This window comes from Chthoniobacter sp. (assembly GCF_040003245.1).
GTDB lineage: Bacteria > Verrucomicrobiota > Verrucomicrobiia > Chthoniobacterales > Chthoniobacteraceae > Chthoniobacter.
This window is the reverse complement of the sequence record NZ_JBDUCX010000211.1, coordinates 1-11,973: the sequence shown is the minus strand read 5'-3', so window position 1 is coordinate 11,973 and position 11,973 is coordinate 1. Positions and strand designations below refer to the sequence as shown.

Sequence of the window (11,973 nt, the reverse complement as noted above, 5' to 3'; positions counted from 1 at the left end):
GTGGCCACGTCCTCGGGGTTGAACTGTGCCTCTACAGTGCCGAAACTGATCGTGCACCCTTCGTTGAGGTGGTAATCGGAAACCTTCTGGCCGTTGACAAACGTGCCATTGGAGGAGCCGCGATCGTGCAGGCGATAGTGGCCGTGCTCGCTGATCAATTCGGCGTGAAAACCCGAAACTGTCCGGTCGATGATCTGGATCGTATTGAACGGCAAGCGACCGATCGTCAGTCGCGCACCGGTGAGCGCGATGACGGTGGGTTGATCTTTCTCGGGGAACGTAAGTCGGAGACTGGCCATGCTTAAATATGTGCTATGGAGGTCGGGGCGAACAGTAGGTAGGGCGATTACAAGCGCAACCGCGTTCTTAAAAGAAATCGCAGAAAATGCCCATTCCGGCGGGGTGAAAGGTGAAATTTTTAGCAAAAACACCCTGAAGACGCATCTTAGCCGGTGAGATGCACCCGAAAATGACCTGCAAAACCCCGTGTAGACTATCGTTTACAAACGAGAACAGGGGTTGACTACGGATAAAATTTAGTCGAATCGGAGGCATCCACCCGCCTCGTGAGCTGCGTTCCTTGCCAACTAATTCTCAATCCGCCCCTTGCCACCCTCTAGAAAATTGTCTCAAAGGATGCCCATTTCGGCACTAAGCCTGCTGCAAAGGGTTGGTTTAACTACTATATGATATGGATTTGCTGCCCTCGATATTGATCGCAGAGGACGACGAGAGAACCTGTATTCTCTTACAGAGCATGCTGGAGAGCCTCGGCTATCCCATCGTCGGCTCGGCCAGTGACGGCCGCGAGGCGGTCGAAAAAGCCCTCTCGCTGAAACCCGGGGTCGTGCTGCTCGACATCGGCATGCCCGTCCTGGACGGTCTGGAAGCCGCCCGACGCATCCTCGACGAAATGCTCGTCCCCATCGTCGTGCTGACCGGCATGTCCGACGACGAAACGCTGGAACAGGCCCGCGCCCTCGGCGTGCAGGCCTTTCTCCTCAAGCCGCTCTCGAGCAAGGAGCAACTCCGCGCCGCCATCGTCATTGCCACCACCATCTGCGAACGCCAGCGGGCGGACTCCGAGCGCATCGACTCCCTCAATACCTCGCTCGAATCCACCCGGGTAAAAACCATGCCGCGCGCCCTCGGCAGCTTTGGACTCACCCGCCGCGAGACCGAGGTGCTGCACCTCCTGGCCGAAGGCAAGGCCAACGCCGAGATTGGCGTGGAACTTGGGCTCTCCCCGCGCACCGTGGAAAAGCACGTGGAACACATTCTCGACAAGCTCGGCGTGAAGTCCCGCACCGCGGCCACCCGCCTCGTGGCCGACGCCGGCCGCCGCAAGCGCTAGTCAATCAGGCCGGCGAGCGGTCACCTACCCCTTGCGTTCGGTGTGTGGGCGGTAGTGGATGACTTGCACCTTTTCCAAGGTTACCAGCCCACCGTCCATCATCTTGTCCAGCACCGGGAGGAACGCCTGGATCTTGTCCGGTTCGTCGACGATCTCGATCACCAACGGCAGGTCGGTTGAAAGCTGCAGGATTTTCGCGGTGTGCAGACGGCTGTGGTGACCGAAACCCATGGGGCTCTTCAAGACCGTGGCCCCTGCCAGGTGAAGTTCGCGCGCCTTGAGCACGATGGCCTCGTAGAGTGGTTGGTGGCCGAAGCGATCGGCATCGCCGATGAAGATGCGCAGCAGCGTGGCCTCGGCAGGTAGGCGGGTGGAAGCGGCGCCGGAGGTGTCAGTAGTCATTTGGGGGATTCAGCGTTGCTGGATGAGAGAAGCCGTCAGGTGCCCCAGCCACACGGCCACGAGGCAGAGGATCACGGAAAGGAGCACATTCCAGCCGCCGCGCAGCCACTCGCCACCATTGAAGAGACGGAGCGTTTGCAGGCTGAACGAGGAAAAAGTGGTGAAGCCGCCGAGCACGCCGATCATCACCATTTGGCGGGTAAGGGGGGACACGAGCAAGACACTATCGGGGCCGGTCAGCGCGGCAAAGAGGCCGATGACAAAGCAGCCGGCCACATTCACCACGATCGTGCCGATGGGGAACGTCTCACCGTAGTGGCTGGCAAACCAGTTCGACAGGCCGAAGCGCAAGGCCGTCCCCACGGCGCCTCCGAGCATCACGGCGAGATAGGTTTTCAACATATCCTGCCCAGTGTGCCCGGCCTCGGCTCGAGCGGGAAAAGAAAGTCGGGAGACATCATGAGGATGAGATGGCTATTCTACGGTTCGCCGCGGGCCTGCACAGAAAATTTGGCGGGTGGAACTCTCGACCCCGGTTAATCCAGCGCCTTCCCCCACCGGGTTTCAAATTGACACTCCGCCGACCCAGCGTTTCCCTCGCTCCACGATGAACACGAAGCTGGTCCCGCTTATCTCGCGGCCCTGCTCGCAGGACTGGAAGGCCATGACCGGCGACGCCCAACGCCGCTTTTGCGAGCACTGCCAGTTGCACGTGCACAATCTCTCCGCGATGTCGCCCGCCGAACGGGAAACCCTGCTCGCCCAGCGCGGGGAGCGACAGTGCATCGCCTATGTGGACTCTCCCGACTCCATCCGGGTGCAACGCGGCACCTGGCTCTTCATCCAGCGCCTGCTGCGACCGTGGCGCGCGGGCGTCGCGCTATTCACCTTGCTCGTCTCGCTCTTCACCGCCGGCTGCGCGACGACGCATGACCCGTGCCCTCTGCCCCCGCCCGCATCCCACGACTGCACTCCGGCAAATCCTGGACCCGATGGCAAATATTGGGTCGGAGGGATTACCTCCTCCCCGCCGCTCTGGCGTCGCATCCTCTTCTTCTGGAAGCGCTGAACGGCCAGCCGAATGGCCGGACGAAATACCGGTGGCGGCACCGGATTTAAAATGAGGTGATCCTTTTCCCCATCGGATTTCGCATGAGCAGGTGGAATGAACACACCGCCTGCACGTCGTGCCACCCCGTCGCTCTACTCCACGGCATCGCCACCATCATCCGACACTTCCTGGTCGGAGTATTAGCGGCCTTTCAGGCGATCCTCGCACCATTGTTTGAGTTTTTGATCGCCCACGGCGTTGGCAAGTTTTGATAGTTGCTGCAGCGTGATGGCAAAAAACGGTCGATTGCCGACTTGTTCGTTTAAGTCGAGAGCTTCCAGATAGAGTTCGATTGCACGGTTCGGCTGCTTTGACCTCGAATACACGGCAGCCATCCCGCCGAGGGCCGAGGCCTGCCCGCGCTTGTCTCCAATCTCACCGTTGAGCGCCTGTGCCCGGTCGTAAAACTCGATCGCCTTGGCAGCGTCGCCTTTCTTCGCGTGCGCTGCCGCAATCCCGCCGAGGGCCGAGGCCTGCCCGCGCTTGTCCCCAATTTCAACACTGAGGGCGAGACCCCTCTCGTAAAACTCGATGGCCTTGACGGCGTCGCCTTTCTTCGCGTGCGCTGCCGCAATCCCGCCAAGGGCCGAGGCCTGCCCGCGCTTGTCTCCAATCTCACCGTTGAGCGCCTGTGCCTGGTCGTAAAACTCGATCGCCTTGGCAGCGTCGCCTTTCTTCGCGTACGCTGCTGCGAGCCCGCCCAAGGCTGAGGCTTGCCCGTGTTTGTCCCCGATCTCACCATTGAGCGCCTATGCCCGATCGTAAAACTTGATGGCGTTTACGGCGTCACCCTTCTTCGCGTGCGCTGCCGCAATCCCGCCCAAGGTCGATGCCTGCCCGCGCTTGTCCCCAATCTCGACTCTGAGGGCGAGACACTTCTCGTAGAACTCGATGGCCTCGTTGGCGTCGCCTTTCTTCGCGTGCGCTGCCGCAATCCCGCCGAGGGCCGAGGCTTGCCCGTGCTTGTCCCCAATCTCAACACTGAGGGCGAGTCCCCTCTCGTTAAACTCGATAGCCTTGGCCGCGTCGCCTTTCTTCGCGTGCGCTGCCGCAATCCCGCCGAGGGCCGAAGCCTGGCCTTGCCGATCACTGAGTTCCCCGTTGAGCGTCTGCGCTTCGTCGTAAAGCGCAATCGCTCGATCGGCCTCGCCTCGTCTTGCGAATGCTGAAGCTTGCGATCCCAACTTGAGCGCTTCCTGCCATTTGCCCCAGTAGGCCGTCGATCGTATCCGATATCCTTCGATGACTTCAGGACTCTCATCTCTCGCGAGCAGCTCAGTAGCGAGATCGCGAAGCAAATCGTGCAGCACATACTGCCCAAAAGCAGAGCGTTCGAGCACCGACCGGCCGATCAGCTTACCAAGACTCGCGATCGTCGCGCTTTTCTCGCGGGCGAGCACATAAGTCAGCGCGGAAGAGCCAAAACTGGATCTCCCCAGGACAGAAAGTGCGCGGAATACTCTCTGCAAATCGGCATCCATCCGGTCGTAACTCAGGAGTAGCACCGCGCGGACATCGAGATTGTCACTGTCTTCGATCGCGAGGGTATCGAGCCGGGACGCTTTCAACTGGGAGCGAAAGCTGGCAACGCTGGGCCACAACTCCCGCTCGGAGAGCAGTGCGCCGGCGATGGACAGGGCCAGCGGAAGCAAACCGCATAATTCCGCGACATCCTTCAAAGCCGCCAATTCGTCTGCTTCGCCGATGTGCGCGTGATCCTGCAGAAGTTCCAGCCCATCGGCTGGCGACATTCTATGCAGATCGATGGCCAGCGACACGCTGTTGGAAAGCGCGGGCAGCTTGTTCCGGCTCGTCACCAGCACGGCGCTGGAGTTGCCCTCCATCAACAGGGGCTTCACTTGGTCGGCGGACAGGGCGTTATCGAGAATGATCAAGACGCGCTGATCCCGCATGGCTTCGAGGTAGGCCTCGCGAATCTTCACCGGATCGGACGATGGCGGTGGTTCATTCAAACTGCTGAGGATGTGCGCCATCACGACCGCCGGAGCACTATCGTAGGTGTCGTGCCAAATCACCCCGTCGGGAAAACGGCCCTCGTGGTAGACGTCGCTCGCGACCCTAGCTGCCAGAAACGACTTACCCATTCCACCCATCCCTCTCACGGTGCAAAGAGTCATCGCCGACGATTCGGAGGCAAGTGCTTTCATCAGGTCCGCTTTCTCCGTTTGCCGCCCCACAAATCGATCCACCTGCGATCCCAGTTGAAAGGGAACCGTTTCGCCGGAAGTCTGGACGGACGAAGAAGCTCCGAGACGGGGCGGCTCGAGACCATCGAGGGCCGACGGATTTCTCAAGGCTGCCGCGCACAGAGATACGGCGGCGGCCGCAGCGGTGGCTTGCCAGCCATCGGCTTTGCGCTCATCCCCCCAATCGCAGACACCTTTGATGACGGACCATTCCAATCCCAGACTGCGGCATGCCTGGGCCACGCCGTAAGCTTCCATTTCGCCACCGATCGCGCGATCAAACCTTTCCAGCAGCCTGTCGCGAAACTCCGCATTGGCGATCAGCTTGTCCCCGGACAAAAGTTGCCCCATCCGCTGCGTGCTTACAGCGCCATCGGGAAGCATAAAAGTCCAGCCGCCCACGTTGGTGACTCTGTTGAGCAATTTGGGTCCTGCCTGAGTCTCGGCGCTGCGAAAATTATCGGTAACACCGACCCGCATGAGGTCAAAATCCTGCACACTGCTGGCGACCAGCACATCGCCCAGACGCATGCCTTTCACTTTTTCGTTTCCCCAAGCGATGCCGACCATGACCACCGCCCGGGGCATCCAGCAACGTGCGGCCTCGTTGGTGGCGAGCGTCGCGGAACCGGCATCGCGAGTTCCCATCACACATTGCAGATGCACGACGCAGAACGGGCCGAGTTTGCCGAGGTGGTAGGTGTGGTTCTCGATGTGGGTGCGGGCAATGGCCGCTTGTCCCGAAAAGGGTGAAAGGACCTTGGTCACTTCCACAGTTTCCGTCGGAGTGGCGGTGACGATCAGGAGCTCAATCTCCTCGCGCCACCCCAGGGCCACCTCCATCGCCACGTCGATCATTTCAACTTCCTCCCATCGCGCAGCAGAAGCGGGATGAACCGGCGGCCCCCATTGGCCGGGTCGCGGTGGACGGCGGTGCTCCGCTCCAGCGCGCACAGGATCGCCGCAATCAGTTGCCAGGCCTTCATTCAGTCCAGTAGAGCAATGATCTCGCCCAATGACCAGACGTGATCGGCAACGCCAGCCTCCATTAACGGGGGTGCGCCGACGCGGCGGATCGCTTATTTACCCGCCGGCTGGAAAAGCAGCGGGAGGAAGTCGTGGAGGTAGTGGCGCCAGTTGGGCCACGTGTGGCCGCCTTTGCTGATGTGCGCGCTGTATTTGACGTGGTGATCGTTGAGCAAGGTCTCGAGGGCTTTCTCGCTGGTGAGGAGAAAGTCGTCTTCGCCGATGCCGATCCAGAAAGGCGAGAGCTGGTCGTTGGCCTTGTCCTGCAACGGGCTCGACCAACGACTCCCCGGCGCTTCCATTCCCGCCCGGACGGGTGACTGGATGGCGGGAGTCGCACTCGTCGTCCCCCGTGATTCAAAATTCGCTGATCCCTTTTCCCTTCGGATTTCGCATGAGCAGGTGGAATGAACACGCCACTGCCTTCCCCCCCCCCGCCTTGTCACTCTGATAACGGTATGACAACATGGAAACGCGACACTGAATAACTGCAAAGTCTTCCGACTTATGGTGGCACCCCAGATACAGATCGTGGTCACGGTGCGAGGCGGCGAAGTCATCCGGCGCACCGTCCCGCCCGGCGACTATGTGATCGGCTCCGGAGAAAACGCGGATGTCGTGGTCCGATGCGACGGGGTTTCCGCGCGGCACGCCCAGCTCACGGTCAATTTCAACGAGCACTTGATCGAGGATCTCGGGAGCAAGAACGGGGTCTTCGTGAATGGCCGGAAGGTCGCGGAATGCGTGCGGCTCTGGCCGAATCAAAAAATCCAGATCGGGGAAGCGGTCATCGAAATGCATCGCCTCCGCGAGCAGGGTGACGGCGACCTGCCGCTCACGCCGCAGATCGCCGCCGTCCGCCGGGCTTTGCCGGAGGAGCTGCTCCGTGAGCGGAAGTACGAGATCGGCGGCCTGGTCGCCGAGGGCGGCATGGGGGCGATCTTGAGCGCCGATGAGGCCACGACCGGCCGCACCGTCGCCATGAAAGTGGTCCACTCGAATCCCAGCCCCGGGGACTTGATCCGCCTGATCAAGGAAGCGCAAATCACGAGCCAGCTCGAGCACCCGAACATCGTCCCGCTCCACGAACTGGGCGTGGATGAACACGACCAGGTCTTTTACACGATGAAGATGATTCAAGGGCTCACCTTGAAGCAGATCCTCGAAATCGTGGCCCACGGCACCCCCGGCGAACGGTCGAAATATCCGCTCACTCAGTTGCTCAACATTTTCCAAAAAGTCTGCGATGCGATTGGTTTTGCGCATAGCCGCAGCGTGATTCACCGCGACTTGAAGCCGGACAACATCATGGTCGGCGAATACGGCGAAGTGTTGGTCATGGACTGGGGACTGGCCAAGGTTCTGGGCGAAGCCCCATCCAGCGTCGTTGAGCAGGAGGCGGCGATGAAGGTTACGGATTCCGGGGCGGGAAGTTTGAGCGCGTCGGCGACGATGGCGGGGTCGATCCTGGGGACGCCGCAGTACATGCCGCCGGAGCAGGCGCGCGGCGACGTCGACTTGCAGGACCAACGCAGCGACGTCTATTCGCTCGGCGCGATCCTCTATCAGATTCTCGCGCTCCGTCCGCCGGTCATCGGGCGGGACGCCGAGGAAATCATTGCCAAAGTCCGTGGCGGGGCCATCGAACCGCTCCACGCTGCGCCTGTCCGAAGCGACTGGCCCATTCCCGAATCGCTGGCGGCCGTGGCGCTGCGGGCGATGGCGATGGACGCTGACCAGCGCTACGCGAGCGTGCCGGCGTTGCAGAAGGACATCGTCGCGTATCAACGCGGATTCGCCACGGCGGCAGAGGACGCCGGTTTGCGGAAGCAGCTGGCCCTCCTGCTCCGACGCCATCGGCGCGAGGCGGCCATCCTCGCCGCCGGCGTCGTCGCGCTGCTCGGGATGGCGGCTTTCGCCTTCGCCCACGTCACCCGCGAACGCAGCGCCGCGACCCAGGCGCGAAAAATTGCCGAGACCGAGCGGGGCCAGGCGCAGGAGGCCAGTGCGCACGCCGTGGCCGACCGCGCGCGCGCGGAGACCGAGCGGAACCGGGCAAACGCCGCGCTGGCGGAACTGCGCCAGGCCGCCCCCGCCTTCCAAGGGCAGGCCGGCACGCTGGTCGAGGAGCAAAAATTCGACGAGGCCCTCGAAAAGAACCGCCTGGCCATTCAACTCGTGCCGGACGATGCCGGCTACCATCTCTTCCGCGCCCACACGCTCGCTGCCATGCAGCGGCTGCCCGAGGCGGTCGAGAGTTATCGCCGCGTGCTGGAGCTGCGCCCCGGCGACGCCGAGGCCAAACCCAATCTCGAACTCTGCCAGCGCCTGCTCACCGAAGCTGCTGGAAAGCCGCTCGACCGCGCCCAGCAAACGCAGCTCCTCGAAGCCATCCTCGCGCAGAAACGCACCGCCGATTCGGTGCTTCTCGCCCAGGCACTCGGCCGCCAGGCCGCCGTCGGAATGGCCCTCATCCAGACCCGGCTCAAGAGTCTCGCCCAGCAAGAAAAATGGAACGATGCCCGCCTCACGAAGCAAGCCGACGGCGCCTACGCCCTGGATCTCAGCGACCTTTCGGTGCCCGACCTCTCCCTTTTGCAAGGCCTGCCGATTGGCTCGCTCAAGTTGGGCCGCGGCACGGTGACGGACCTCAGCCCACTCGCCAGCCTCCCGCTCAAGGAACTGGATTGCGCGGACAATCCGGTGCGTGACCTGGCGCCGCTGCAGAAACTACCGATCGAGCGGCTGAATATTTCCGGGACCAAAGTCACCGACCTTACCGCGCTGGCGCACCTGCCACTCCAGCAACTGTCGATCAGTTTCACGGAGATCACCGACCTCGCGCCGCTGCGCGAGTTGCCGCTGCAAACTCTCCGCACCGCCGGCCTGCCGATTCGCTCGGTCGAAGCGCTGCGCGGGTTGCGGCTCCGCGAACTCGATCTCTTCGCCTGCCGCCAGCTCACGGATCTCACACCGCTGGCCGCCCTCGCCGAACTCCAGTCTGTCAATCTCCCCGCCCAAATCAATGACCTGGGGTTTGTGCGGCAGTTGCGCTCGCTCCAGCGGCTGGGCAACTCCGGGGCGGTCGCCGACGGTACGGCCTTCGACAAGCTGCCCACCGTCGCGCAGTTCTTCGCCACCCAGGGCCAGCGGCTGGCCAGCGAAAAGCAGTTCGGCCCGCGCCTCGAACTGCTCCGCAACCTGCTGCGCAAGTACGGCGCGCCCGAAAGCAAAATCGCCGCCGTGGGACTGGACAGCGAGGGCTTCCTCGACCTTGATATCGCCGGTCTCGCGATGCCCGATTTATCGAGCATGAGTGGACTGCCGATTCGCCGCCTGGTCATCCGCGGAACAGGGGCCACGGTGCTCACGCCGCTCAGCGGGATGCCTCTGGTGTCGCTCGACGCCAGCGAAAATCCTCTCTCGAATCTCGCGCCGCTCTCGGCCTGCCCCGCGCTAAAGATCCTCGATATCCACGGCACGAATGTCGCCGACCTCCGCCCCCTCGCAGCCCTCAAGCTGGAGCGCCTGGTCGCGGCGGGGACCCACGTGCAGGACATCGCCACCTTGCGCGGCCTGCCCCTGGCGGAACTGGACCTGGTCGCTTGCGCGGATCTCACCACCCTGGCGCCGCTGGCGGGTGCTCCACGGCTGGAGACATTGCTCGCTCCCGGCAAGGTGGCGGACGCCACGATCTTGCGTCAGATTCCCAATCTAAAGCGATTCGCCAATCAACCCCTCGCCAGCTTCGATCAAGACTGGTCCAGGGTCCCTTCGGTGAAGGTTTTTCTGGCCGCCACAGACCGCCTCGATGCTTTGCTCGCCGCCCTGCGCAAGTTCGGCATGACGGAGGACAGACTGGCCGCGATTCATTATTCCCCGGATGGCACACTCGATCTCAACCTGAGCAATCTGCCCATCGAAGATCTTTCTTTCCTCAAGGGACTGCCTGTCCGAAGGCTCCAGATGCAGCGAACGAAAGTCACTAATCTGGCAGGGTTGGAAGGCATGCCGTTGGAAGTTCTGGAAGCGTACCAGAGCCAGCTCAACGACGTGTCTGTTCTCGCCAACTGCCAGACCCTTCGCTCGCTACGCGTCGCGGGTACCCAGGTGAGCGATCTGACACCGGTGCTCCACCTGCCCATCACCGATCTCACCGTCAGGGCTTCAAAAATCGCCGACCTCACGCCACTCGCGGCGTTCCAGACCCTGGAAAACATCGAACTGTCCAAGGACACCCCGGGCATCGAGGTGTTGCGCAAGCTGCCCCGGCTCCAATACATCTCCGACCACTACGACGGGAAGAACCACCGGCCCGACAAAACCGCCGAGGAATTCTGGCGGGAATACGACGCACCGCAGAAGGCCAAGAAATGAAAGCCCGGCCATGATCATTCCCGAGACCGAGATCATCATCACGAAAGACGGCGTGGTATTAAACCGCGCGACGGTCAAGCCGGGTGACTATGTCATCGGCTGCGGGCAAGGCGCGGACATTATGGTGCAGGCGGATGAAGTCGTCGACCGGCACGCTTTGCTGACCGTCAACTATCACGAGCTTTTCATCGAAGACCTGGGCAGCGGCCGCACCGCCGTGGGCGGCAGCGCGGTGACCGAATGCACCCGGATCTGGGCCAATCAAAAAGTGCGCATCGGCTCCGCCTGCTTTGAGGCCCGCCGGATCAAGGCGCCCACCGACACCGACCTGTCGCTCGCCCCGGAATCCGCCCTGGTCCGGGACCTTCTGCCGGCCGAATTCCTGCGGGAGAAAAAGTACGAAATCGGCGGCTTGGTGGGACACGACAGCATGGGGGAAACGGTGGACGCCCTGGAAGCAACCACCGGCCGTGTCGTGGCGATGAAGGTCATGCTCTCGAGCCTGTCGGAAGAGGAAATCCTGCGCTTCGTCGCCGAGGCGCAGATCACCAGCCAGCTCGAGCACCCGAACATCATCCCCATCCACGAACTGGGAGTCGATGAGGAGGACCACGTCTTTTACACCACAAAGCTCGTGCAGGGGGTGACGCTGAAAAAGATCCTGCAGAACATCGCGGACGGCGACGCGGAGACGATCGCCCAGCACCCCCTCGCGCAACTCCTGACGATTTTTCAGAAGATCTGCGACGCCGTCGCGTTCGCCCACAGCCGGACTGTCATTCACCGGCAGCTCAAACCTTCGAATATCAAGATCGGCGAGTACGGCGATGTGCTGGTGATGAACTGGGGGAACGCCGGGTTTCTGTGGACTTCAGGCGGGCAGCAGACCGATGCGCCTCCCGCCAAAGCCAAGTCCACGAGCACGCTGACGCGCGTGAGTTCGTCGACCAAACTGTCCCCGGTGCCGAGCCAGGCCGCGGACAAGCTCGATCCGCAGGAGGATATCCTCGCACTCGGGGCTCTCCTCTACCAAATCCTGGGGGTGCGTCCGCCCACCGCCAATGAGCCCGCGGGTGCACCGGTCAAGTCGCATCTTCCCGGGGGGCGCATCCCCGATTCGCTCGCGGCGGTGGCGAAGAAGGCGCGCTCGGCCGATCCGCAGAATCGCTACGCCAGCGTCCCCGAGTTGCAGGCCGATATCACGGCCTATCAGGACGGCTTTGCCACCAGTGCGGAACAGGCCAGCCTGGGGAAGCAATTCGCGCTGCTGATCGGCCGGCACAAACGGGAGGCCCGGGCCGTCGCCGCGAGTTTCGCCGTGCTGCTCGCGCTCGGCCTGGGCGCCTATGTGTACGTGGCCCGCGAACGGAATGTCGCCTTGCTCGAAGGACATCGCGCGGAGCAACAGCGCCTCGAGGCGGACCAGCAACGTCTGGAAGCCGCGGCCGAGCGGGCGCGGGCGGAGAGCGAACGGCAACGGGCCGAGCACACGCTCA

General features: G+C 62.5%; 11 protein-coding genes. 4 read left to right on the top strand and 7 right to left on the bottom strand.

The genetic code is table 11. The features are described 5' to 3' along the window. On the bottom strand, positions 1–299 hold a 299-nt coding region (locus ABJF10_RS23445), incomplete at its 3' end, for an FHA domain-containing protein (RefSeq protein WP_348547045.1). Positions 300–691: 392 nt separating this feature from the next. Between ABJF10_RS23445 and ABJF10_RS23440 the strand changes: the two genes are divergently transcribed. Continuing rightward, positions 692–1,354, top strand: coding sequence for a response regulator transcription factor (locus tag ABJF10_RS23440; RefSeq protein ID WP_348547044.1), 663 nt, complete (start codon positions 692–694; stop codon positions 1,352–1,354). A 24-nt stretch (positions 1,355–1,378) separates the two neighbouring features. On the opposite strand, the gene ABJF10_RS23435 is transcribed toward ABJF10_RS23440, so the two are convergent. Further along, positions 1,379–1,756, bottom strand: a complete 378-nt coding sequence (locus tag ABJF10_RS23435; RefSeq protein WP_348547043.1) for a DUF190 domain-containing protein — start codon at positions 1,754–1,756, stop codon at positions 1,379–1,381. A gap of 9 nt (positions 1,757–1,765) precedes the next feature. Further along, on the bottom strand, positions 1,766–2,158 hold the full coding sequence (crcB, locus tag ABJF10_RS23430) for a fluoride efflux transporter CrcB (RefSeq protein WP_348547042.1): 393 nt from the start codon (positions 2,156–2,158) through the stop codon (positions 1,766–1,768). 205 nt (positions 2,159–2,363) lie between these two features. On the opposite strand from crcB, the gene ABJF10_RS23425 reads away from it, so the two are divergent. Beyond that, positions 2,364–2,825 (top strand): hypothetical protein, encoded by a 462-nt coding sequence (locus ABJF10_RS23425; RefSeq protein ID WP_348547041.1) that lies wholly within the window; start codon positions 2,364–2,366, stop codon positions 2,823–2,825. A gap of 182 nt (positions 2,826–3,007) precedes the next feature. Here the strand turns inward: ABJF10_RS23425 and ABJF10_RS23420 are convergent, their stop codons facing one another. The 4 genes from ABJF10_RS23420 to ABJF10_RS23405 all read right to left on the bottom strand — a co-directional run bounded on the left by ABJF10_RS23420 (position 3,008) and on the right by ABJF10_RS23405 (position 6,402). After that, the gene (locus ABJF10_RS23420) at positions 3,008–3,571 is read right to left on the bottom strand and encodes a tetratricopeptide repeat protein (protein ID WP_348547040.1); all 564 of its coding nucleotides are present in this window, start codon (positions 3,569–3,571) and stop codon (positions 3,008–3,010) included. 45 nt (positions 3,572–3,616) lie between these two features. Further along, positions 3,617–5,932, bottom strand: coding sequence for an NB-ARC domain-containing protein (locus tag ABJF10_RS23415; RefSeq protein WP_348547039.1), 2,316 nt, complete (start codon positions 5,930–5,932; stop codon positions 3,617–3,619). Continuing rightward, positions 5,929–6,060: a hypothetical protein gene (locus ABJF10_RS23410; protein WP_348547038.1), complete on the bottom strand. Its 132-nt coding sequence runs from the start codon at positions 6,058–6,060 to the stop codon at positions 5,929–5,931. Before ABJF10_RS23410 ends, ABJF10_RS23415 begins: the two co-directional genes overlap by 4 nt. Positions 6,061–6,153: 93 nt before the next feature. Beyond that, positions 6,154–6,402 (bottom strand): hypothetical protein, encoded by a 249-nt coding sequence (locus tag ABJF10_RS23405; RefSeq protein WP_348547037.1) that lies wholly within the window; start codon positions 6,400–6,402, stop codon positions 6,154–6,156. 205 nt (positions 6,403–6,607) lie between these two features. Here ABJF10_RS23405 and ABJF10_RS23400 point away from each other — a divergent pair, with 205 nt between their 5' ends. Both ABJF10_RS23400 and ABJF10_RS23395 read left to right on the top strand, forming a co-directional pair. Further along, positions 6,608–10,477: a protein kinase gene (locus ABJF10_RS23400; RefSeq protein WP_348547036.1), complete on the top strand. Its 3,870-nt coding sequence runs from the start codon at positions 6,608–6,610 to the stop codon at positions 10,475–10,477. A gap of 10 nt (positions 10,478–10,487) precedes the next feature. Continuing rightward, the coding region (locus ABJF10_RS23395; RefSeq protein WP_348547035.1) for a protein kinase at positions 10,488–11,973 on the top strand (1,486 nt) is incomplete at its 3' end.

Coding starts and splice junctions, on each gene's coding strand:
- ABJF10_RS23410 (WP_348547038.1), bottom strand. CDS start 6,060: ATGAAGGCCTGGCAACTGATTGCGGCGATCCTGTGCGCGCTGGAGCGG.
- ABJF10_RS23425 (WP_348547041.1), top strand. CDS start 2,364: ATGAACACGAAGCTGGTCCCGCTTATCTCGCGGCCCTGCTCGCAGGAC.
- crcB (WP_348547042.1), bottom strand. CDS start 2,158: ATGTTGAAAACCTATCTCGCCGTGATGCTCGGAGGCGCCGTGGGGACG.
- ABJF10_RS23440 (WP_348547044.1), top strand. CDS start 692: ATGGATTTGCTGCCCTCGATATTGATCGCAGAGGACGACGAGAGAACC.
- ABJF10_RS23415 (WP_348547039.1), bottom strand. CDS start 5,932: ATGATCGACGTGGCGATGGAGGTGGCCCTGGGGTGGCGCGAGGAGATT.
- ABJF10_RS23400 (WP_348547036.1), top strand. CDS start 6,608: ATGGTGGCACCCCAGATACAGATCGTGGTCACGGTGCGAGGCGGCGAA.
- ABJF10_RS23435 (WP_348547043.1), bottom strand. CDS start 1,756: ATGACTACTGACACCTCCGGCGCCGCTTCCACCCGCCTACCTGCCGAG.
- ABJF10_RS23405 (WP_348547037.1), bottom strand. CDS start 6,402: ATGGAAGCGCCGGGGAGTCGTTGGTCGAGCCCGTTGCAGGACAAGGCC.